At 62.0% G+C, this 23,087-nt stretch carries 22 protein-coding genes; 12 read left to right on the forward strand and 10 right to left on the reverse strand.

The window, feature by feature from the left end:
- The first annotated feature begins 1 nt into the window (after position 1).
- Entirely contained in the window at positions 2–1,066 is a 1,065-nt protein-coding gene (locus JHX88_RS04225; protein WP_076525548.1) for an ABC transporter permease, read from the forward strand.
- Positions 1,067–2,167, forward strand: coding sequence for a substrate-binding domain-containing protein (locus JHX88_RS04230; RefSeq protein ID WP_076525550.1), 1,101 nt, complete (start codon positions 1,067–1,069; stop codon positions 2,165–2,167).
- Positions 2,168–2,200: 33 nt separating this feature from the next.
- Here the strand turns inward: JHX88_RS04230 and JHX88_RS04235 are convergent, their stop codons facing one another.
- Together JHX88_RS04235 and JHX88_RS04240 are read right to left on the reverse strand one after the other, a co-directional pair.
- Positions 2,201–2,890, reverse strand: a complete 690-nt coding sequence (locus tag JHX88_RS04235; RefSeq protein WP_076525552.1) for a GntR family transcriptional regulator — start codon at positions 2,888–2,890, stop codon at positions 2,201–2,203.
- A gap of 378 nt (positions 2,891–3,268) precedes the next feature.
- The gene (locus tag JHX88_RS04240) at positions 3,269–4,768 is read right to left on the reverse strand and encodes a CoA-acylating methylmalonate-semialdehyde dehydrogenase (protein WP_076525554.1); all 1,500 of its coding nucleotides are present in this window, start codon (positions 4,766–4,768) and stop codon (positions 3,269–3,271) included.
- 101 nt (positions 4,769–4,869) lie between these two features.
- Here JHX88_RS04240 and JHX88_RS04245 point away from each other — a divergent pair, with 101 nt between their 5' ends.
- From JHX88_RS04245 to coaD, 3 genes are all read left to right on the forward strand, one after another.
- Complete coding sequence (locus JHX88_RS04245; protein WP_076525556.1) at positions 4,870–5,763, forward strand: LysR family transcriptional regulator; 894 nt, start codon at positions 4,870–4,872, stop codon at positions 5,761–5,763.
- A gap of 98 nt (positions 5,764–5,861) precedes the next feature.
- Complete coding sequence (locus JHX88_RS04250) at positions 5,862–6,323, forward strand: CBS domain-containing protein (protein ID WP_076525558.1); 462 nt, start codon at positions 5,862–5,864, stop codon at positions 6,321–6,323.
- Between the two features lie 85 nt (positions 6,324–6,408).
- Positions 6,409–6,900: a pantetheine-phosphate adenylyltransferase gene (coaD, locus tag JHX88_RS04255; protein ID WP_076525560.1), complete on the forward strand. Its 492-nt coding sequence runs from the start codon at positions 6,409–6,411 to the stop codon at positions 6,898–6,900.
- 13 nt (positions 6,901–6,913) lie between these two features.
- Here coaD and JHX88_RS04260 read toward each other — a convergent pair whose 3' ends face one another.
- The 8 genes from JHX88_RS04260 to pyrC form a co-directional block, all read right to left on the reverse strand.
- On the reverse strand, positions 6,914–7,639 hold the full coding sequence (locus JHX88_RS04260) for an SDR family oxidoreductase (RefSeq protein WP_076525562.1): 726 nt from the start codon (positions 7,637–7,639) through the stop codon (positions 6,914–6,916).
- A gap of 178 nt (positions 7,640–7,817) precedes the next feature.
- Entirely contained in the window at positions 7,818–8,318 is a 501-nt protein-coding gene (locus JHX88_RS04265; RefSeq protein ID WP_076525564.1) for a bactofilin family protein, read from the reverse strand.
- A complete protein-coding gene (locus tag JHX88_RS04270; protein ID WP_076525566.1) occupies positions 8,308–9,612 on the reverse strand; it encodes a M23 family metallopeptidase in 1,305 nt (434 codons plus the stop codon). Before JHX88_RS04270 ends, JHX88_RS04265 begins: the two co-directional genes overlap by 11 nt.
- Positions 9,613–9,792: 180 nt before the next feature.
- Complete coding sequence (locus JHX88_RS04275) at positions 9,793–11,190, reverse strand: helix-turn-helix domain-containing protein (RefSeq protein WP_076525879.1); 1,398 nt, start codon at positions 11,188–11,190, stop codon at positions 9,793–9,795.
- Positions 11,191–11,351: 161 nt separating this feature from the next.
- Positions 11,352–12,563 carry a multidrug effflux MFS transporter gene (locus tag JHX88_RS04280; protein WP_076525568.1) on the reverse strand — a complete coding sequence of 404 codons (1,212 nt, stop codon included), beginning with the start codon at positions 12,561–12,563 and terminating at the stop codon, positions 11,352–11,354.
- 43 nt (positions 12,564–12,606) lie between these two features.
- Positions 12,607–14,094 (reverse strand): replicative DNA helicase, encoded by a 1,488-nt coding sequence (locus tag JHX88_RS04285; protein ID WP_076525570.1) that lies wholly within the window; start codon positions 14,092–14,094, stop codon positions 12,607–12,609.
- Positions 14,095–14,217: 123 nt separating this feature from the next.
- The gene (locus tag JHX88_RS04290; RefSeq protein ID WP_076525571.1) at positions 14,218–14,889 is read right to left on the reverse strand and encodes an orotate phosphoribosyltransferase; all 672 of its coding nucleotides are present in this window, start codon (positions 14,887–14,889) and stop codon (positions 14,218–14,220) included.
- A complete protein-coding gene (pyrC, locus tag JHX88_RS04295) occupies positions 14,886–15,929 on the reverse strand; it encodes a dihydroorotase (protein WP_076525573.1) in 1,044 nt (347 codons plus the stop codon). Before pyrC ends, JHX88_RS04290 begins: the two co-directional genes overlap by 4 nt.
- 147 nt (positions 15,930–16,076) lie before the next feature.
- Between pyrC and JHX88_RS04300 the strand changes: the two genes are divergently transcribed.
- The 7 genes from JHX88_RS04300 to JHX88_RS04330 all read left to right on the forward strand — a co-directional run bounded on the left by JHX88_RS04300 (position 16,077) and on the right by JHX88_RS04330 (position 23,087).
- Positions 16,077–16,391, forward strand: a complete 315-nt coding sequence (locus tag JHX88_RS04300) for a hypothetical protein (protein ID WP_076525574.1) — start codon at positions 16,077–16,079, stop codon at positions 16,389–16,391.
- A 192-nt stretch (positions 16,392–16,583) separates the two neighbouring features.
- Complete coding sequence (gene xylB / locus JHX88_RS04305; RefSeq protein ID WP_076525576.1) at positions 16,584–18,002, forward strand: xylulokinase; 1,419 nt, start codon at positions 16,584–16,586, stop codon at positions 18,000–18,002.
- A 123-nt stretch (positions 18,003–18,125) separates the two neighbouring features.
- Positions 18,126–18,746, forward strand: a complete 621-nt coding sequence (rpsD, locus tag JHX88_RS04310) for a 30S ribosomal protein S4 (protein WP_076525578.1) — start codon at positions 18,126–18,128, stop codon at positions 18,744–18,746.
- 259 nt (positions 18,747–19,005) lie between these two features.
- Positions 19,006–20,100, forward strand: coding sequence for a histidinol-phosphate transaminase (gene hisC, locus JHX88_RS04315; RefSeq protein ID WP_076525580.1), 1,095 nt, complete (start codon positions 19,006–19,008; stop codon positions 20,098–20,100).
- A complete protein-coding gene (locus JHX88_RS04320) occupies positions 20,097–21,020 on the forward strand; it encodes a prephenate/arogenate dehydrogenase family protein (protein ID WP_076525582.1) in 924 nt (307 codons plus the stop codon). Before hisC ends, JHX88_RS04320 begins: the two co-directional genes overlap by 4 nt.
- Positions 21,021–21,082: 62 nt before the next feature.
- Positions 21,083–21,637 (forward strand): gamma-glutamylcyclotransferase, encoded by a 555-nt coding sequence (locus tag JHX88_RS04325; RefSeq protein WP_419182356.1) that lies wholly within the window; start codon positions 21,083–21,085, stop codon positions 21,635–21,637.
- Positions 21,638–21,728: 91 nt separating this feature from the next.
- The gene (locus JHX88_RS04330; RefSeq protein ID WP_084203081.1) at positions 21,729–23,087 is read left to right on the forward strand and encodes a hypothetical protein; all 1,359 of its coding nucleotides are present in this window, start codon (positions 21,729–21,731) and stop codon (positions 23,085–23,087) included.

The following is a 23,087-nucleotide window of genomic DNA, read 5'->3' on the forward strand; positions in this document are numbered from 1 at the left end:
AATGCAGTCTCTGAAATCCGACGCATTGGAGCCGACGCGTCCCGAGCTGGCGCGGATGTCCGCGCGGGCAAGGCTGGTGAGCCGATTACCGGTTTACGGCCTGCCGGTCCTGACAGTGCTGCTTATCCTGCTGTTCAGCCTATTGTTGCCGCAGACATTTCCGACCATGCTCAACCTGCGCTCGATACTTGGGGACAAGTCGATCATCGCCATTCTCTCCCTGGCGGCGATGATGCCCATGGTGACCGGCAAGCTCGATCTGACCGTGGGCTACGGCATCGTGCTGTGGCATATTCTGGTCATCAGCCTGCAGGAGGCCGGGTTGCCCTGGCCGGCGGCCTGTCTGCTGGTGGTCATCATGGGCGGTCTGGTCGGTCTGCTCAACGGGGCGCTGATCGAGATCGCCAAGATCGACAGCTTCATCGCCACACTTGGAACGGGAACCGTGATTTATGCCGTGGCGCTATGGCATACCGGAGGGCGGCAAGTCGTGGCAGAGCTCCCTTCTGGTTTCCATGCGATCAATTCCACATTCGTCCTTGGACTGCCTGTCACTGCCTATTACGTGCTGGCATTGGCCGTCCTACTGTGGATCATGCTGGAATATACACCGGCCGGGCGCTTCCTTTACGCCATCGGTGCCAATCCCCGCGCCGCGATGCTCAACGGTATTCCGGTGGCACGCTACACGATTGCCGCTTTCGTCATTTCGGGCGTTCTGTCCGGCTTCGCGGGTATCCTGCTGGCAGCCAAGCTGCGCATAGGTCAGGCCAGTGTCGGGCTGGAATACCTCCTGCCCGCGCTGGTCGGAGCCTTCCTTGGTTCGACAACGATCAAGCCGGGGCGAGTGAATGTCTGGGGCACGATGATCGGTGTCACGATCCTGGCCGTCGGGATCTCTGGGATTCAGCAATTCGGCGGTTCATTCTGGGTCGAGCCGATGTTCAACGGTATGACGCTGCTGGCCGCGATCGGGATCGCGGGATACGCACAGCGAAGACGCGGAACAAGACGCGGAACAATAAGCAAGCCGACCGTATCAGATTGTCCGGAGAGGAGAGGTTAAATGAAACATCTTGCAGCATGCCTTGTGTTAGGTTCGGGTTTGGGGCTGTCCGCGGTCCAGCACGTGCAGGCGCAATCCGCTGATGAAGCCAAGGCCTTCATCGAAAAATACGCATCCCCGGTCAGTGAATGGACCGGCCCGACCGAAGGACCCGAAGCGGCCAGCGACAAGACCATCGTCATGCTGGCAGCAGATATGACCAATGGCGGGGTGCTGGGTGCGGCGAATGGCGTCGAAGAGGCCGCCGAGGCCATCGGATGGGATGTCACCATCATCGAGGGCGGCGGCACGGTCTCTGGGCGCAGCTCGACATTCGGGCAGGCGCTTACGCTGAAACCTGACGGGGTGATCATCCTCGGATATAATCCGACCGAGCAGCAGGCCGGGATGGCGCAATTGCGCGACGCCGGTATTCCGATGGTGACATGGCATTCGGTATCCGGGAACGGCCCCAGTGAAGAGCATGGGATTTTCGCCAATATCACCACCGATGCGCAAGATGTTGCGCGCGCGGCCGCCTATTGGGCTTATCTCGATGCCGAGGAAGAGCCCGCCGTGGTGATCTTTACCGACTCGACCTACCAGATCGCCATCGACAAGGCCGACTGGATGAAGGAGGCCATCAAGGAATTGGGGGGCGAGGTGCTGGAATATGTCGATACGCCGCTGGACGAGACATCGACCCGTATGCCGCAACTGACCACGACACTGCTACAACGCCATGGCGAGAAATGGACCCATTCACTTGCGATCAACGATCTTTACTTCGACTTCATGGGGCCGTCGCTGGAAGCCGCGGGAATCGCCGGGAGCGCGGCTCCACGGAATGTCGCCGCCGGTGACGGCTCCGAGGCGGCATATCAGCGTATCCGCAACGCGCAGTTTCAGGCCGTGACTGTGGCCGAACCGCTGAATCTGCAGGGCTGGCAGCTTGTGGACGAGATGAACCGTGCCTTGGCGGGTGAGGAATGGTCCGGCTACACTTCGCCGCTGCATATCGTGACTGCCGAGAATATAGACCGCGATGGCGGAACCGAGAACCGTTTCGACCCGGAGAACGGATATCGCGAAGCCTATAAACAGATCTGGGACGGGAACTGACCCGGCTTCGTCACCCGTTCCCCCGCGGCGGTGTCAGCTTTCGGATTTCGTTTCTTTCTCTATGGCATGGAGATTGTGGATCGTTGTCGTCAGATGATGGGTCATGGCACTCCGCGCCTCGTCGCTGTCTCGAGCGAGCAGGGCGGCGGCAATCCGGCCATGCTCCTCGATCGCGATCTCTCGTCGGCCCTGCTTGCGCGAAGAGCGGAAACGCGCTTGATAAAGCTGGTCGTCGATGAACTTATGCGCTTGCACCAGCGCCGGGTTGTGGCTGGCGGCGACGATGGCGCGATGGAAGGCGATATTGGCGTCGAAATACTTGAAATCACTGGAGTCGGCGACCGCATCGGCCATCTTGATGTGGCTTTGTTCGATACTGTTCAATTCGGAATCGCTGGCATTTTTCGCAGCCAGTTCGCTTGCCAGCCCTTCGAGGACACGTAACACCTGAACGAGATTGATGATCGCCTCCAGATCCGGGTTGGCGATAGTCAGGCGCCCGGTATCGCTGACGACGATCAGGCCCTCGCCCACCAGTGTCCGGATAGCCTCGCGCGCCGGAGTGCGCGAGATGCCAAGTTGATCCGAGATCTCGCGTTCGGTCACTGGGCTGCCCGGCGGGAGGGTATTGCGCAAGATCAATTTGCGCAGCGAGACAGCGGCACGCTCGGAGAGCGATGACCTGGTCAGACGGGCGGAACGAGGGATGTGATTCGTGCTCATGCGTGTCCGTTTTCTAGTACCTCGCCAGCATAGCAACCAGGTATCGGGTCGCAAACAGCCGGACCGTTTCAATTGCACATAGTTACACGACAAGTTGGATGACTAACCTCTGTGATGGCGCTTGTCGATCACTTGATCGCATTCGATGACGATTCTCCGGTGATATCACTTGCTTAACGCAGGGCATGGATTGCTTCGCGTCCGCCTTTGTTCCGAGAATGTTGTCCGGTGAAAAGGGGCTGAGGGGAACCGTGCCTGCCCCGCAGCTATGAACTTGGCATGAAAATGCCACTGTCCGTTTTCACATCGATACGGGGATCTTTACGTGAAAAGGCCCGCTATCGCGGGCCTTCCTTTGTTCGGATCGATAGCTGGAAGTCAGTCCATGGCCTTGAAGTTGAATTCTCCGCCTTCCTTGATGCCCGAGGGCCAGCGTGCTGTGACCGTCTTGGTGCGGGTATAGAAGCGGAAGGCGTCCGGCCCGTGCTGGTTCAGATCGCCGAAGCCCGATTTCTTCCAGCCGCCAAAGGTATGATAGGCCAGCGGCACCGGGATCGGCACGTTGATGCCGACCATGCCGATATTGATCCGGTTGGCGAAATCGCGGGCGGCATCGCCGTCGCGGGTGAAGATCGCCGTGCCGTTGCCGTATTCGTGGTTCATGGCCAGGCCGATCGCCTCTTCATAGTTACCCGCGCGGATGGTGGAGAGGACCGGGCCGAAGATCTCGGTCTTGTAGATATCCATGTCGGGGGTCACCCGGTCGAAGAGATGTGGACCGACGAAGAACCCGTCCTCGTAGCCTTGCAGGCTGAAGTCACGGCCATCGACGACCAGTTCGGCACCTTGATCGACGCCGGACTGCACGAGGCGGTGGATGTTTTCCTTGGCCGCCTTGGTCACGACCGGGCCGTAATCGACATCGTCGCCAGCCGTCCATGGGCCGACTTTCAGTTTCTCGATACGCGGCACCAGCTTTTCGATCAGCGCATCGGCGGTCTTTTCACCCACCGGCACGGCAACCGAGATGGCCATGCAGCGCTCTCCCGCCGCGCCGTAACCCGCGCCCACCAGGGCATCCGCGGCCTGGTCCAGATCGGCGTCGGGCATGATGATCATGTGGTTCTTGGCACCACCGAAACATTGTGCGCGTTTGCCTGTCGCCGCTGCGCGTTCATAGATATATTGCGCGATCGGGGTCGAGCCGACAAAACCGACCGCCTGGATCACCGGGCTGTCGAGGATCGCATCGACGCTTTCCTTGTCGCCGTTGACGACTTGCAGGATGCCATTGGGCAGGCCGGCCTCTTGCAGCAGCTTTGCCAGCATCATTGGCACCGAGGGATCGCGCTCGGAGGGTTTCAGGATCATCGCGTTTCCGGCGGCCAGCGCGGGGCCCATTTTCCACAGCGGGATCATGGCGGGAAAGTTGAACGGCGTGATGCCCGCCACGACGCCCAGAGGCTGACGCATCGAATACATGTCGATACCTGTTCCGGCGCTGTCGGTATATTCGCCCTTCAGCAGATGCGGGGCACCGATGCAGAATTCGATCACCTCAAGCCCGCGCTGCACGTCGCCCTTGGCATCGGGAAAGGTCTTGCCATGCTCGGATGACAGCGCCTCGGCCAGCTTGTCCATGTCGCGGTTCAACAGGTCGACGAATTTCATCATCACCCGGGCGCGTTTCTGCGGGTTGGTGCTCCCCCATGCGATCTGTGCCTTGGCCGCACTGTCCACGGCGGCGTCAAGTTCTGCCTTGGTGGCGAGTGCCAGCTTGGCCTGAACCTCGCCCGTGGCGGGGTTGTAGACATCGGCAAAACGGCCGGATGTGCCTTTGACTTCCTTGCCGTCGATCCAGTGGTGAATCTCTTTCATCGCATCCTCCTGAGCTTGTTGAGACCAGCATAGCCTTGCGGAAATACCCGTGAAAGAGGCAGGGTGACAAAAGCGTTTTGCAAATTCGCAAAGGTGGGGTGATGGATTGGGATGATTTGCGCATCTTTCTGGCCGTGGCGCGGATGGAGAGCCTGTCGGGCGCAGGGCGGAGACTGGGGCTGGATGCTTCAACCGTGGGCCGTCGGATTACCCGGCTGGAGCAGGCGGTGGGGGCCACACTGTTTGCCAAGACCCCGCAGGGATATGTGCTGACCGCCGAAGGCGGGCGGCTGGTCGCACCTGCCGAAGCGGCGGAGAAGGCCGCCGTGGCTGCGGGAGAGGCGACAAGGCGCGAGACGGGAATCAGCGGGCAGTTGCGGATAGGGGCGCCGGACGGCTGCGCTAATTACCTGCTTCCGCAGGTGGCGCGACGGCTGTGCGAGGCGCATCCGGGGCTGGAGGTCCAGATCGTCGCGCTTCCCCGCGTGGTCAACCTGTCGAAACGCGAGGCCGATATGGCGATCACCGTCTCGCCACCGGAAACCGGGCGGCTGACGGTGCAGCGGCTGACAGAATATCACCTGCATCTGGCCGCGCATGAGGATTATCTGTACGCATATCCGCAGATCGCTGGATTGGCCGATCTGCATGGCCATCGGATGATCGGCTATATCCCTGACATGATCTTTGACCGCGAGCTGGATTACCTGTCGGAAACCGGGGTCGAGACGGCGGCGATCACCTCGAATTCCGTCTCGGTCCAGATGCAGGCGATCCGGGCAGGGGCCGGGTTGGGGATCGTGCATGATTTCGCTATCCCGTTTGCCCCTGGTGTTCGGAAGGTGCTGCCCGATGAGATCTCGCTCACACGAAGTTTCTGGCTTTTGCGTCACGCGGATGATCGCGCTTCCAGGCGGCTGACGCTGTTGGCAGAGGAGTTGGGGCAGGGGGTCAGGCAAGAGGTGGCGCGGCTGGAAAAGGCGGCACGGGTCTAAGACCAAAGCGCTATAATCCGCGCGCAGAACATGTCGGGCTTGACGCGGGACGATTGTGGGAAAATGATGAAGGTGATGACCCGGACGGAGGAATATCCATGCTTGTCAATCAACTGTTGTCGATGAAGGGCCTGTCCGGCAAGCCGGGGGTCGAAGCCGCAACCATTGTCACGATCAAGCCGGACGCAACACTGGAAGACGCCGCGAAGATGCTGTCTGAGCGGCGGATCGGTGCGATTGTCGTATCCTCGGACGGACGCAAGCCCGAAGGTATCCTGTCCGAGCGCGATGTCGTTCGCCAGCTTGGCGAAAAAGGTGCCGGAGCCCTGAATACAGTTATCCAGGATGTCATGACGACATCCGTTCAGACATGCACCACCGGCGAAGATGCGCTGACGATTCTTGAACGGATGACGCAGGGGCGTTTTCGCCACCTGCCGGTCGTCGATGGCGACGGGAACATGCTGGGCGTGATCTCTATCGGGGACGCGGTCAGCGGGCGGCTGAAGGAATTGGCCGACGAGAAGGACGCGCTGACCGGTATGATCATGGGCAGCTGAACCATCGAAATTCCGCCAAAACCTTGCAGATCGCGAATAAATCGGGTTTTCCTAGGGGCGCAAAAACGCACAAGGATATCTGACCATGCGCATTGGCCTCTACCCCGGAACCTTTGATCCGATCACCTTGGGGCATACCGATATCATTCAGCGCGCCATGGCGCTGGTAGATCGGTTGGTGATCGGGGTGGCCATCAATCGTGACAAGGGTCCACTTTTCGATCTCGAGGAACGGGTGGCGATGGTGCGCGCGGAATGTGACGAGATCGCGGCCAAGACCGGGGGCGAGATCCTTGTCCATCCGTTCGAGAACCTGCTGATCGATTGCGCACGCGATGTGGGGGCGACGGTCATCGTGCGCGGACTGCGCGCCGTGGCCGATTTCGAATATGAATTCCAGATGGTTGGCATGAACCGGGCGCTGGATGCCAGTATCGAGACCGTATTCCTGATGGCCGATGCCCGACGGCAGGCGATTGCCTCGAAATTGGTCAAGGAGATTGCCCGGCTCGGCGGTGACGTGTCGAAATTTGTCACCCCGGATGTGCGGATCGCGTTGACGGGCAAGTTGAGCTGATCGCGCCGCGAGTTCAGCCCCGCCCGATATAGGGCATGTTCGTGGCCATCACCGTCATGAACTGGATATTCGCACCCGCTGGCAGGCTGGCCATGTGCAGTACGGCATCGGCAACGACCTCGACATCCATGGTGGGCTCCGGATCGGCACTGACGCTCGGAGAGTTCCTTTGCAGTTCAGTCGCGGCATTGCCGATATCGATCTGACCGCAGGCGATGTTGAAGGGTCTGCCATCCAGCGACAAGCTGCGTGTCATGCCGGTCACCGCATGTTTCGAGACGGTATAAGCGATAGAGCCGGGGCGCGGCACATGCGCCGATATCGATCCGTTATTGATGATCCGCCCACCCTGCGGATCCTGTTTCCGCATCAAGGCAAAGGCGGTTCGGGCGCAATGGAACATACCATTCACATTGACATCGATCACATCGCCGAAATCCTTGGCCGAGACTTGGTCCGGGGTATTGCCGGGCAGGGTGCGCCCCGCATTGTTGAAGAGCGCATCCAGGCGGCCCCAATGCGAGAAGGCAGCGCTGAAGGCCGTGTCCACGGCGGAGGGATCGGTCACATCGCATGGTAGGACCATCGCGGCCGGATGATTGGCGGCCGTTTCGCGCAAGCTCTGTTCGTGCCTGCCGATCAGGCCGACGCGCCAGTTCGCGCGCAAGAAGCGAAGCGCGGTTGCCCGGCCGATACCGCTGCCGGCACCGGTAATGATGATATTCGCTCCGTCCGCCATCCTGGTTCTCCTGCAATTCACTGGAGACATGATTAACCCAACCGTCGAACGCATCAATGAAGATGACAGGTGAGCGGCGCAGATTGCAGGATCGCGTGACTGCAGGCCTGAAATGGCAAGGCCCGCCAGTGGCGGGCCTTTATCGTCTCATGCTGCGGGTCCCAGACGGGCGGGAGCCTTATGCCCCCGTGGGTGGCGCCAGTTTCTTGGTTCCGCCGCCATTTGCAAGCGGATCGTCCTGCCGCTGAACCGAGCCCTCGAAATGAGCGCCGGATTCGATGGCGATGGTCTTGTGGATAATGTCGCCTTCGACTCGCGCACTGGCCGACAGACGGACACGCAAGCCCCGGACGCGGCCGATGACGCGACCATTCACGATGACGTCGTCGCCGACGATCTCGCCCTTGATCACTGCCGAATCGCCGATGGTCAGTTGATGAGCGCGGACATCGCCCTCGATATTTCCCTCGATCTGGATATCGCCTTCGGTCTTGATATTGCCGACGACGGTCAGGTCCGCCGATAGCACCGAAGGAGTCGCCCGCTGCCGAGGTGCGGCAGGGGTATTCTCTCCCGAACGCTCTGGTTTGGGGGGCGTATTTCCTACCGCCTCGGCTTGCTGTGGCGAGGCAGGGGTTTGCTGGGGGGGATTTTCGGTCACGCGGGTTTTAGAAAACATTGCTTGCTGCCTTGATGAATCGCATCGGATCTACGGCCCGGCCGTTCATATGCACCTCATAGTGAAGATGCGGCCCGGTCGAGCGTCCGGTATTTCCCATATCACCGATCAATTCGCCTTGCGACACCCTTTGCCCTTGTTTCACGCGAATTCTGGACAGATGTGCATAGCGGGTTTCGGTGCCGAGCTCATGAGTGACCTTGATTAGGTTGCCATAGCCGCTTTGCCGCCCGGCAAATGAAATAACCCCGTCGCCGGTGGCGTAAACGGGGGTGCCTGTGGGGCCGGCCATGTCGACTCCTTCATGCATCCGGCCCCAACGGCGGCCAAAGCCCGAAGTGTAGCGGAACGAGGATTTGACGGGCATCGCCAATGGAAGCTTCTCGATAGCGATACGATAGGTGTTCATCTCGTCCAAAGTAACGACGATCTGCTTGGCCTTGGTCTCGCCCTTGCTCAAGGAGGCATCGCCACTGGTCGAGTAAGAGATCGGGTTCAGCGGCCCTCCCTGGCCGGAGTAACCCTTGCGGATCGTGTTGAGCACATCCTCGGGGTCCATTCCGACAGAGCGGAAGACCTTGTCCAGCGGTTGGACCGAGATGGAGACCGCATCTTCCAACTGGTTCAGGATTTCATCGTTGCGTGCAACGATCTGATCGCGCTCTACGCGTAGCTCTTCTGCCGCAAGCTGGGCTTCTTCGGCTTGGCGCTGTGCCTCGCTGCGGGCATCGGCGGTGTTGCGCAATTCGCCGGACAGGATGTCCAGCGCGACAGAGATCTCACCCGTGCGCTCCTGACCGTCCGCCTCATCGCCATTTGCGACCTGGACCTGCTCTTTCGCATCGTTACGTTCGCTGATCGCGTTGCGTAGGTTAGACTGGACGACCTTGAGGCCGGTTTCCAGTTCGCGCCGTTTTTCTTCGGATTCCAGAAGTTGCGACTGCATCTCGGAAACCTGCTCGAGCGCGACGGCAAAGCGGTTCTGAGCAGCCACGGCCTCGGTCGCACGGGCATCGCGTTCGGCAGAGAGCTGTTCCAGCCGTTCCTCGAATGCCGCTTGTGTCCGACCCATCTGTTCGTCGGAGGATCCCGAGCTTACGGCGTCGATCACCAGAATGGAACTCGCAACCAGCGTCCAGCCAAGGATCAGGGCACCGCTGCCCAGTCCCATCAGCTGCGTCACAGGTCGCAGCCGAAGGAAACGGGTCGCATCATCTGAACGCAAGAACAGACGTTTTTCGGGCAACCAGCGTTCCAAGGAAGAGTTCAAGCTGGTTATAAGGCGCTTTGACAATGTGTGTCCCTCGACGTCGCATCCCTGTTTTGGCCGAGATGCTGTGGTTCCGTTTCCCATGGGGTAATAAGGCCCTGTGCTCTTAAGGCAACATCGCTGACGTCTTCGAGACCCATATAGGCAAATATGCGCCTTGACTGGCGAAAAACCGCCGAAATCGCGTCATGCCTTACAGGAATGTTACGCGATCTCATATGGCAGTGGGCCATTTCGGTTGGTGGGGATGCTGAGCGGCCGGTCGATCGGGGGGACTGAACGCTGGTGACAATCGGGGCGTGGACAGATTCGACAGGAAATTCCGATCGGCTCGAATGCCGGTGGCTTCGTCAAATCCAGGCCATCGGCATATACCATACCTTCTGCATGGGCAATTTCGCAGCCCAAGCCAATGGCGAATCGGCGGACCGGGGCGTTGAAGGCGCCCGCATGTTTCGACACATCGCGCGACAACAGCAAATACCGCACCCCATCCGGCGTCTCCGCCAGTTGGCGCAGAAAGCGGCCCGGCTGCTCGAATGCCTGGTGGACGTTCCATAGCGGGCAGGCCCCGCCGAACCGGGCGAATTGCAGCCGGGTGGCAGAGTGGCGCTTGGTGATCGTTCCGGCCTGGTCGACGCGGACGAAGAAGAATGGCACGCCCTTCGAGCCGGGGCGCTGCATGGTGGAGAGCCGGTGGGCTACCTGCTCCAGCGAGGCGCCGAACAGATGCGACAGGCGCTCCAGGTCGTGGCATTCTTCCTGCGCGGCGGTCAGGAAGGGGCGATAGGGCATCAGTGCCGCCCCGGCGAAGTAATTGGCCATGCCGACGCGGGCGATCTCGCGCGCGACAGGGGTGCGGAAGCGGGCGAGGTCGAGCGTCGCTTCCAGCAGATCGGTGCGCAGTTCCAATGCAACCAGGTGCAATAGTTGAAAGATGCGAGTCGGGGCCTCTGCCGCTGCGTTGACCAGCAGTTCGGAACCCTCACGGCGGAAGACGGAATTCGCGGGCATCTCGACCAGTGATACCCGGATGCCGCGGCTCGCCAGCGCCTCGACCGCAAGTTGCCAGGGATCGCCCCGCCGACCCTGGGGGCAGGTGAAACGTTCGGCCGCGTGGTCCACCGCGTCGATATAGTTGTCGCAATAGTGAAAGAAGTCTCGCACTTCTTCCCATGGCGTGACGATGGCGTTCTGGCCCGCGGTTCCGATGGCTTCATCCAGCGCGGCCAGCCGTTCCTGTCCCTGGCGATGGGCGCGATAAAGATCCAGGAACGCGCGGGCCAGAACTGGCGCATTGGTTGCGGCAAGGCGCAGATCGGCCAGGGGAGGGGTGGTATCGAAGAGTGGATCGGCCAGCGCTTCCTGCATGTCGATGACCATGCGCTCGGCATCGCCTGCCGCCAGCGTGGTCAGATCGACACCGAACTCCTGCGCCAGCCGCAACAGGACGCCAGCGGAAATTGGGCGGTGGTTGTTTTCCATCTGCGACAGGTAGGGGAGCGAGATCCCCAATGTCTCGGCAAAGCGCCGTTGTGTAAGCCCCGCCCGTGCGCGTGTTTCCCGTAGCGATGTTCCGGCATAGATTTTCTGGGTTGTCATCACTACCCCCTTACTTTGCAAAACATGCTCTAACCTTTGCAAAGCGGTCTCGGCAAGGGCCAGGACAAGCGTGGCGACCAGGGCAAACCAGAGATGCGTGCGCCAATATGGCTGAAAAGCGGACATGACGCCGCTATTGCCTCAAGAGAGCTAATAAAATGTCAGCAGGACGTCATTCTGGCCGAGCGGGCCAGTTGAGCTTCGCGCCGTAAGACCCACAGGATTGCAGCCAGTCCACCCGCCGCCGAAAGTGTCATGATGACCAGGAGTGGCGTGGCCCCCGAGCCGGGTTGCAGCAACGCCCCCGCCACTGCTGAAAGTATTGCGCCACCCGCGATGGCCATTGCTCCGCCCAATCCGCTGGCGGTGCCGGCGAGTTCGGGGCGGACGCTCATCATCCCGGCATTCGCGTTGGGCATGACAAGGCCGTTGCCCAGGCCCATCGCCGCGATGGACCCGAAAAAGATGAAGGGGTTCACGATTCCGGACAATATAGCCGTCAGGGAGAATGCCAGCGCGGCAAAACAGACGCAGGCACCTATCAGGATCAGCCGGTTCAACCCGAGATGTATGGCAAACCGCGCCGAGAGGAAATTACCGGTCAGATAGCCGACCGAAGGCGCGGCGAAGAAGTAGCCCACTTCGGCGGGGGTCAGTCCGAAAACATGCTCGCCGACGAAGGGAGCGCCGCCCAGATAGGCGAAGAAGCACCCCGCCGAGAGAGTGGCGCTGAGGCAATATCCCCAGAAACGGACGGACCGTGCCAGGATCGGATAGTTTTGGACCTGCTGGCGCATCGGCAAGCCGCCATCGCGCACCGTCTCGCCCAGATCGCGCCATGCGGCGATGCCGACGACCAAACCCAATAGTCCCATGACGGCGAAATTCGCACGCCAGCCATAGGCCTCGTCCAGCAAGCCGCCGATGATTGGGGCGATCATCGGCACGACGGCCATTCCCATGGTGACATAGCCGATCATCGAGGCTGCCTGCGCACCGTCATACATGTCGCGCACCACTGCACGGGGCACCAGCATGCAGACGGCCACGATTGCCTGGATCATCCGGAATATCAGGAAGGAGCCCGCATCGGGGGCGAGCAGGGTGCCGATCGTGGCCACTATGAAGATCGCCAGCGATGCCAGAACCACCGGCCGCCGCCCCCATCTGTCGCTGATCGGACCGCCCAGAAGCTGCAGCACCGCGCTCGCCCCGATATAGGCCGAGACCGAAAGCTGCATCACGGCATAATCGACGCCGAAATCCCGGGCCATGCCGGGAAGCGATGGCAGGAACACGTTCATCGACAACGCCGAAACCCCGGATAGCGCAACCAGCGTGACAAGACGTGGAGGAGTTCTGGCTTCGGTCATGGACGACAGGCCGTATCGATCGCCTTGGCCGTAACCGGCAGGCCTAGTCCCATGAGCTTTGCCGGTCCTTTGCCAGGTTGCCGAAGCGGGTGAACTGCCCCTCGAAGGACAGTTCCACGGTGCCGATCGGGCCGTGCCGCTGCTTGCCGAGGATCACCTCGGCCTTGCCATGCACGTTCTCCATGATCTGTTGCCACTTGGCCATCGCGTCCAGATCGCTATCCGAAGGCTTTTCGCGTTCGCGGTAATATTCCTCGCGGAAGACGAACATCACGATATCGGCGTCCTGCTCGATACTGCCCGATTCACGCAGATCGGAAAGCTGCGGGCGCTTGTCCTCGCGGTTTTCGACCTGGCGAGACAACTGCGACAGGGCGATGACCGGGATGTTCAGCTCTTTGGCGACGGCCTTGAGACCCTGGGTGATCTCGGACACCTCGTTGACCCGGCTGTCCTTGGCCGTGGCGGGGCGCAAAAGCTGCAGGTAGTCCACCATCAGCACGTCCAGCCCATGCGTCCGTTTCAGCTTGCGGGCACGGGCGGCAAGCTGGTTGATCGGCAAGGCCGGGGTGTCGTCGATATAGAGCGGACAGTTTTGCAAAGCATGTGCGGCCTCGACGAACCTGCGGAACTCGGGTTCGTCCATGTTGCCGCTGCGGATTCGTTCACTGGGAACCTCTGCCGCCTCGGACAGGATACGGGCTGCGAGCTGCTCGGCCGACATCTCGAGGCTGAAGAAGCCCACCACGCCGCCTTCGACGGAGCCATGCGTGCCATCGGCCCGGTCGCCCAGCTTGTGGGTCTTGGCGATGTTGAAGGCGATATTCGTCGCCAGCGAGGTTTTCCCCATCGAAGGCCGTCCTGCCAGGATGATCAGGTCGGAATTGTTCAACCCGCCCATCTTGCCGTCCAGATCGACCAGCCCGGTCGAGATTCCCGACAGCTTGCCATCGCGCTGATATGCTGCGTTCGCTGTCTGGACCGCGCCGGTCACCGCCTTGAGGAAGCTTTGAAAGCCGCGCTCGGCCACGCCTTGCTCGCCCAGCTTGTAAAGCGTCTGCTCGGCGGTCTTGATCTGCTCTTCGGCGTCGTCATCCACTTCGACGGTCGAGGCGCGCGCCGAGATGTCCTGTCCGAGGGTGATCAATTCGCGACGCAAGGCGAATTCCCGGATCATCTGTGCGTAATCCCGCGCCGCGTAGGCCGAGATCGCCGCCCCGGCCAGCCGTGCCAGATAGGGAGCGCCGCCGAGTTCCTTCAGGCCCTCGTCATTCTCCATGAAGGCCTTGATCGTGACCGGACTGGCCAGCGCGTTCTTGCGAATCCGCTCGGCGCAGATCTCGAAGATTCGGGCATGGACGGGATGATAGAAATGTTCGGGCTTGATGACCTGGCTGACGCGGTCGAACACGTCATTATTGGTCAGAAGCGCGCCCAGAAGCTGCTGCTCGGCCTCCAGCGAAAATGGCACCGCCTGCGTGGCGCCCTCTTCACCCTCTTGTCCCGGAATGATCGCGTGCAAGCTGCTCATCCGCCTCTGGCCCCCAATATTATGGTTATTCGGGCGATAATACCGCAAGTTCTGGCCGCATGAAATCCCAAGGCGGCGAAATCTGGTGGGCCGATCGGGGGATAAGCTGTGGATAACCGCCGGTCAGCTATTCGCCGCCTGCCATTCACGCGGGTTGGTCAGGAAGGTCTGGACCTCGTTCAGCGTGGCGGTATCGAAGGCCTCGCTTTCACGTGCCTCGGCCAACACGTCCCACCATGTGCACAGGTGATGCAGGCTGACGCCGTGATCGGCCAGCCGCTGTGTCGTCTCGGGGAAGATGCCGTAATAGAAGATCACCGCGGTATGGGCGCAACTTGCCCCCGTATCGCGGATGGCATCGACGAAGGACAGCTTGCTGCCGCCATCGGTGGTCAGATCCTCGACCAGCAACACGCGCTGACCCTCGGTCATCACGCCCTCGATCCGGGCGTTGCGGCCGTATCCCTTGGGCTTCTTGCGCACATAGGTCATCGGCAGGCCAAGCCGTTCCGCGACCATGGCGGCAAAGGGGATACCCGCCGTTTCGCCACCCGCGACATTGTCGAATGCCTCGAAGCCCGCGTCCCGCATGACCGTGGCCGCCAGGAAATCCAGCAAGGTCTTGCGCACGCGCGGAAAGCTGATGATCCGGCGGCAATCGACATAGGTCGGCCCCTTGAGGCCGGACGCATAGGTGAAGGGCTGCTCGGCGTTGAAATCCACTGCCTTGATCTCCAGCAGCATGCGGGCCGAAAGGCGGGCGATTTCCTCGGGCGTGGGGTAGGGCAGGCTCATGCGTCCTCCAGATGCCAGTAAAGGGGGAAGCCGGGGTCGAAGACGGTCACGGTCTCGTCGCCCACGGCGATGGTGGCGGGATAATCCGCAGGGACGTCACGCCGGGTCAGGCGGATGCGGTCCTCGTTCGAGGGCAGGCCGTAGAATGCCGCGCCGTTGAGACTGGCAAAGGCTTCCAGCCGGTCGAGCGCAGCATCTTCCTCGAACACATGGGCGAGGATCGACATGGTGTTCGGCGCGGTAAAACAGCCGGCGCAGCCACAGGGCTGCAGCTTGGCCCGGTCGGGATGCGGTGCGCTGTCGGTGCCCAGGAAGAACCGTCCCTCGACGCTGGTCGCAGCCTCTCGCAATGCAAGGCGGTGAGTTTCACGCTTGGCCACTGGCAGGCAGTAGTTATGCGGGCGGATGCCGCCGGCGAGGATGTCATTGCGGTTGATGACCAGGTGATGCGTCGTGATCGTCGCGCCCAAGTCATCGCCGCCCGAGCGCGCGTAATCCACGCCGTCCGATGTGGTGATATGCTCCATCACGACGCGCAGGCCGGGTGTGTTACTGCGGATCGGGTCCAGAACACGGTCGATGAACACCGCCTCGCGGTCGAAGATATCCACCGTCGGGTCGGTCACCTCGCCATGCACGCAAAGCGGTATGCCCGCCTCGGCCATCGCCTCCAGCACCGGGCGGACGCGGTCGAAATCGGTCACGCCGCTGGCGGAATTCGTGGTCGCCCCGGCTGGATACAGCTTGACCGCGCGGATGATGCCATCGCGATGCGCGGCCACGACATCCGCCGGATCGGTCGTGTCGGTCAGGTAAAGCGTCATTTGCGGCTGCAAGGCTGCACCTTCGGGCAGGGCTGCCAGAATCCGGTCGCGATAGGCGGCGGCCTGATCGCCGGTGACGACCGGCGGTATCAGATTCGGCATGATGATCGCACGGCCGAAGCTTGCGGAATGAGGGGTCACGGCGGTCAGCATGGCGCCATCGCGCAGATGCAGATGCCAATCGTCGGGGCGGCGGAGGGTGATGCTGTCGGTCATGATCTGCCTCTATACATTGCGCGACGGGCTTGCCAAGCGGGCGGATCGTATTTGTCACGGCCTGCCGGAAAAAGCCACTTGTTACGCCTGTTCAATTAACCCACGATGCCCCGATATGCCGCTTCCGGCGGCGAAAGGAATAAAAACATGTTTCGAGACAAGAACATATATGAGGCGGTCGAGGGTCCCTATCGGTTGTGGGAGCAAATGACACGATTGGCGATGGAATCGCAGGTGGTGATCGGGATGCGGGTCGCGGGAATGCTGGGAATGGTGGCGCAGGCACCCGGCGAACCCTTCCTCATGGTGGCCGAGAAACAGGCCGCTGCGTCCGAATCGCTGTTCGCCATGGCGCAGGCAGCCAGCCGAGGCGCAAGCCCGGATAACGTGATGTCGGCGGCGCTGAAGCCTTACAGCGAGCGCGCCCACGAGAATTCGTATCGCCTGACGCACGGAGAGTGAGCCGTCGTCCGGATGATCGTTTGCACTTGATCCGGCTTTGTTGAAATCTGCTCTCTGATCTGGGCGCTGGTTCGATTCCACTGCATCGCGGGGTAATGGCGGAACCTGTCCGGTTGGCCGGGGCGAATGTTCCGGACTGGCGCAACGACGGCAAATCGGCGAAAACCGCGCGTGAACAAGGGGAGAAGAGCGATGTATCTGGGGATCGATCTTGGCACATCCGGTGTGAAAATCGTGTTGATCGACGATGCGCAGCGGGTGATCGGCACCGGACATGCCGGGCTGAAGGTCTCGACTCCGCAGCCGGGTTGGTCCGAGCAGGCGCCGCAGGACTGGATCGACGCGACCCGCGCAGCGATTGCCGATCTGGGGGAGCCGCTGGACCGGGTCGAGGGGATCGGCCTCTCGGGGCAGATGCATGGCGCCGTCTGCCTGGACGAAAGCGACCGGGTGCTGCGTCCCGCGATCCTGTGGAATGACGGCCGCGCCTCGGAGGAGGCAACCGAACTGGACGGGCAGCAGCGGTTCCGCGATGTGACCGGAAACCTCGTCTTTGCCGGGTTCACCGCGCCCAAGCTGGTCTGGATGCAACGGCACGAACCGCAACTGTTCGAGCGGCTGCGTCGAGTGTTGCTGCCCAAGGATTACCTGCGGCTCTGGCTGACAGGTGAGGCGATCAGCGATATGTCCGACGCTTCGGGCACGGCCTGGTTCGATCCGGCCGCGCGAGACTGGTCGGATGCGTTGCTGTCGGCGACCGGGATGGAGCGAGGGATGATGCCCTCCCTGGCCGAGGGCAGTGCCGTAGCGGGGCATTTGCGCACCGAGATTGCCAGCGAATTGGGGCTGCCTGCCGGTATTCCTGTCGCGGGCGGGGCGGGCGACAACGCGGCGACGGCAATCGGCGCCGGGATCACCGGGCCGGGGCCGGGGCTGGTCTCGCTTGGTACATCGGGTGTGATCTTTGCGGCGACCGACCGCTTCCTGCCTGCGCCCGAGACGGCGATCCACGCCTTTTGCCACGCTTTGCCCGGACAATGGCATCAGATGGGGGTTATCCTGTCCGCCGCCGCCTGCCTGGAATGGTGGGCCGGGATCGTCGACCAGCCCGTCGCGGATCTGTTGGCGGAACTGGATCCGCAGCCCGGCCAGCCCTCACGCATCGCCTTTTGGCCCTATCTGACCGGTGAGCGGACGCCGCTGAACGATCCTGCGCAGCGGGCGGGCTTTACCGGGATGTCGGCACGCAGTACCCGCCCGCAGATGACCCGCGCGGTGCTGGAAGGCGTGGTGCTGGCGCTGGCTGAGAATATGTCCGCCTTGAGCGAGGCGGGCGGCGGAGCGGATTCACTGATTGCGATGGGTGGGGGCGCGCGCTCGGATCTGTGGCTGGCGATGCTGGCGCAGGCGACTGGCGTGCCGGTGCTGCGCCCGGCAGGATCCGAGACTGGGGCAGGTTTCGGTGCTGCTCGGCTTGGGTTGATGGCGGCGACCGGGGCGGGGACCGACGCGATGACCCGGCCCGAGATCGCTGCGCGTTTCGATCCCGACCCGGCGCTGCTGCCCAGTTGGTCCGAGGCGCTGTCGCGGTTGCAGGCACAGCGAGCTTGACACCGGCTGAAAGGGGACTATAAGCGCGCACTTCATTGGTGTTGGTGGCCCCCGCGAGGGGATGCCTGTCGGGCCTCGGCCAAAGGACAACGCCCTTCGAAACCATATTGAAGGAGTTCAGCGATGAGCAAGCGCACCGCTGCCAAGTACAAGATCGACCGCCGCATGGGCGAAAACATCTGGGGCCGCGCCAAGTCCCCGGTCAACCGCCGCGAATACGGCCCCGGCCAGCACGGCCAGCGCCGCAAGGGCAAAATGTCCGACTTCGGCACCCAGCTTCGCGCCAAGCAGAAGCTCAAGGGCTATTACGGCGACCTGACCGAAAAGCAGTTCCGCCGCATCTATGCCGAGGCCGAGCGGGTCCGCGGCGATACCGGCGAGAACCTGATCGGCCTGCTGGAGCGCCGTCTGGATGCCGTCGTTTACCGTGCGAAATTCGTGCCGACCATCTTCGCGGCCCGTCAATTCGTGAACCACGGCCATGTCGAGGTCAACGGCCAGCGTGTCAACATCCCGTCCTATCGCGTCCGCGAAGGCGACGTGATCTCGATCCGCGAGCGTTCGCGCCAGCTGGCCATCGTGCTGGAAGCCGTGGGTCTGCCCGAGCGTGACGTGCCGGATTACCTGGAAGCCGACCACAACAAGATGACCGCGACCTTCGTTCGCACACCCGCCCTGGGCGACGTGCCCTATGCGGTGCATATGGAACCGAACCTCGTGGTCGAATTCTACGCGAAGAACTGATCCTCGCCAAAGGGCGCAGATTTGCTGGCCGCATCCTTTCGGGTGCGGCCTTTTTCTTTGTGCCGCGCGCTCATACCGGTGATTCGCGTTCCGCGATGGCTGAGGCTCTGCCCCGTCGCCGGCCGGTTCTCGAACCAGTGGCGCCCCAACCGGCGACCCCGGGATATTTTCATGAAGAAGAAGGGGCGGGAGACTGATCCGGCCCTTTCAATGGGCGGATACGGCGCATAAACCGGGCTTGGAAAAGGAAAGCGGTCACATGACAGAGATCATCCCGAAACCCGGCATCATGGATATCGCGCTTTATGTCAGCGGCGAAAGCAGGCTGGCAGGGCATGACGACGTGCTGAAACTGTCGTCGAACGAGAATCCGCTTGGAAGCAGCGAAGCCGCGAAGGCCGCCTTTGCGGCGGCGGCGGACGCGCTGAACCGATATCCCTCGACCGATCATGCCGATCTGCGCCGGGCCATCGGAGAGGTGCATGGGCTGGATCCGGCGCGGATCATCTGCGGGGTCGGCTCGGACGAGGTGCTGCAATTCGTCACCCATGCCTATGCCGGGCAGGGCGACGAGGTCATCACCACCGAACATGGTTTTTCGATGTATCCCATTCTCGCCCGGATGGTGGGGGCGGTGCCGGTCACGGTGTCCGAGGCCGAAAGGCGCATCGATGTGGATGCGATCCTCGCGGCCGTGACCGGGCGAACGCGAATCGTCTTTATCGCCAATCCCGCCAATCCGACCGGCACGATGCTGGATGAGGAGGAGCTGCAGCGGCTGGTTGATGGACTGCCCCGGCATGTCATCCTGGTGCAAGATGGTGCCTATGTGGAATTCGCGGGCGGTTTCGATGGCGGCGTGTCGCTGGTCGATCGGCATCCGAACGTGATCATGACGCGGACATTCTCGAAGATCCACGGATTGGGCGGATTGCGGATCGGTTGGGGTTACGCGCAGCGTCAGGTCATCGATGTGCTGAACCGGATCCGGCAGCCATTCAACCTGTCATCGGCACAGCTTGCCGCAGCCGAGGCGGCCATTCGCGATACGGGTTTCACTGCTCATTGTGCGGCCGAGAACGCCCGCTGGCGCGACTGGATGCGCAATGCGCTCGTGCAGATGGGGATCGGTTGCGACGAGAGTTTCGCGAATTTCCTGCTGGCACGTTTCGCCGGCTCCGAGGAGGCCGAGGCCGCCGATGCCGCCCTGCGCGAGGATGGCATTCTCGTGCGGCGCGTGGGTGGCTATGGCTTGCCTGACGCTCTGCGAATCACCGTGGGCGACGAGACCGGCTGCCGCCGGGTGATCGATTGCCTCAGCCGCTTCATGCACGGGAAAAGGGGGGCGGAATGACTGTTATCTATAACCGTGTCGCGCTGATCGGGCTGGGGCTGATCGCTGGATCGATGGCCCACGCCATGCGCGAATCCGGCCTTGCCGGAGAGATCACCGGCTATGCCCGCAGCGAGGCCACCCGCGATACCGCACGCGAGATTGGGCTATGCGATTGCATCTGCGACAGCGCCACCGAGGCTGTTACGGGGGCGGATCTCGTTGTCCTGGCCGTACCGGTGGGAGCGATGGGTGATGTCGCCGCCGAAATCGCGCCGCATCTGGCTCCGGGGGCTACGGTCACCGATGTCGGCTCGGTCAAGCAGGCGGTGATCGACGCGGTCGGTCCGCATATTCCCGAGGGCGTGCATTTCATTCCCGGCCACCCGCTTGCCGGGACCGAGCATTCCGGCCCGCGCTCGGGCTTTGCCACCTTGTTCCGCAATCGCTGGTGGTTGCTGACCCCGCTACCCGGAAGCGATGTACAGGCCACTGACCGGCTCTCTCGCCTGGTTGCGGCGATGGGAGCCAAGACTGACAGGATGGAGCCTGGCCATCACGACCTCGTGCTGGCCGTCACCAGCCATGCGCCGCATCTGATCGCCTATACCATGGTCGGCGTGGCAGATCACCTGAGCCGGGTGACGGATGAGGAGGTGATCCAGTATTCTGCCGCCGGGTTCCGTGATTTCACCCGGATCGCAGCCAGCGACCCGACCATGTGGCGCGACGTGTTCCTGCACAACAAGGAGGCCACGCTGGACATCCTTGGCCGCTTTACCGAAGAGCTCTTCGTGCTGCAGAGGGCGATCCGCATGGGCGATGGCGATCAGCTTTTTGACTATTTTTCCCGCACCCGTGCCATTCGGCGTGGCATCATCGAGGCAGGGCAGGACACCGAGGCGCCGGATTTCGGGCGCATACCCGGAGCGAAACCATAGAGCCGCGCCCGGGGGCTTTCAATCATGCCGGTCCTCACCTAGTTTCCTGACGGATGAGAGGCATGTCAGGCATGGACAAGGTTTTCTGGGTCTTCGGCTATGGCTCCCTGATGTGGGATCCCGGCTTTACCCCTGTCGAGACGGTCAAGGCGCGGTTGAGTGATTACTCCCGCAGTTTCTGCCTGCGCTCGATCACCTATCGCGGCACCGAGGAGGTCCCGGGCCTCGTGCTTGGCCTCGACAAGGAACCCGGGGCCGAATGCAGCGGAATGGCGCTGCGTATCGCCGAAGACGAACATGATCAGGTGATGGAATATCTGCGCGGGCGGGAAATGGTCACCGGCGCTTATCGCGAAGCCGTGCTGCCTCTTGCTCTGGCGGATGGGCGCGAGGTTCAGGCCATTGCCTATGTGATGCGCCGTGATCACTGGCAATATGCGGGCCATCTTTGCACGCAGGAGCAAGCAGGCATCATTGCGAAGGCGCATGGCGGGCGCGGACCGAACGCGGAATATTTGTTCAATACCGTGCGCCACCTGGCAGAGATCGGAATGAACGACAGCATGCTGGAGCAGCTTTCCGAGGAAGTGCATCGCCTGATGAAGAATCAGGCTTAAGCATTGTTTTCGATCGGGATCGCTTGGCAAGTCACCTGCAGGGCCCTACACTTCGCGCAAATGACCGCATCCTGATTGGGAAGGCGAGCCCTTGAGCGATCCGACTACTGGCCAGCCGCCGGATGAGCCTAAGCAAAAATTGACGGCGCCTCCGCGGCGTATCACGGCCACGCGTGGCGGGCAGCAGACCGCCGAACAACCGCATTTCTCGCAGCCGGTCAGGCAGATCCTGCTGATGTTGACGGTGCTGATCCTGGTACTGTTGGGCGGCTGGTTCGCCTATGGGCGCATCCTGCCGATCTTCATGGCCAATCGCTGGCTGAACGGTCTGATCTTCGCGGTCTTCGCGCTTGGGGTCCTGGCCTGTTTCTGGCAGGTCGCGCAGTTGATCAGGTCGGTCCACTGGATCGAGCGTTTTGCCGCCCGCCGTCGCAATGCCGTGGAAAAGGGACTTGCGGCACGGACTGCGGATGATGGCGATCAGCCGCCTCGATTGCTGACACCGCTGGCGGCTCTTCTGGGCGCGCGCGGGCCCGTAGGGGGCGTGATCTCGACAAGTTCCGCCCGGTCAATCCTCGAATCTGTCGCGACCAGGATCGAAGAGATCCGCGACATTACCAAATACATCGCCAACCTGCTGATATTCCTTGGCCTGCTTGGAACCTTCTATGGCCTCGCGACAACCGTTCCCGCCGTGATCGAGACTATAAGGGCGCTGGCCCCGCAGGAAGGCGAGACCGGCGTGCAGGTGTTTGACAAGCTATTGAGCGGGTTGGAGGCTCAGCTTGGCGGGATGGCGACGGCGTTCTCGTCCTCGCTGTTGGGCTTGGCCGGGTCGTTGGTGGTCGGACTGCTGGAGCTGTTCGTCACCCATGGCCAGAACCGCTTCTACCGCGAGCTCGAAGAATGGATGTCGGGTTTCACCCGGATCAGCCTTGCCTCGGACGGGGACGAGGCCGGGTCTGCGGCGGGAACCGGTCTGCTGGACCAGATCGCTTCTCAAATCGATTGGTTGCAGCAATTCCATGCCGAGCGGGACGTGGTGCGGGACGAAGCAGCGGCGATGGCCGACGAGCGGGTTCTGGCGATGGTCGAGGCCGTGGAGGCACTGGTTCAACGGGATGACGCCGCAGGAGAGGCGACGGTCTCTCAGGCGGCGGCGCTGACCTCTGCGATGAACCGGATGACGGACGGTCAGGATCGGCTGGTCGAATTGATGCAAAGTCAACGGAACGACCAGCCGGAGACCACCATGGACATGGACCGGCTTGAGGCGGCCCTGTCACGTTTCGCCAGGCAGTTGAACGAAGGCCGCGACGAGATGGTGGCAGAGCTGCGGCTGGATCTTCTGGTGCTGACCCGTGCGGTCAGGGCGGCGCGTTTTGGCGATCCATTCCGGGACGATCAAATGCCCGATTCACCGGTGTCGCCGCAGCACCGGGGCGAATGA

Source organism: Paracoccus saliphilus (genome assembly GCF_028553805.1).
Lineage (GTDB): Bacteria > Pseudomonadota > Alphaproteobacteria > Rhodobacterales > Rhodobacteraceae > Paracoccus > Paracoccus saliphilus.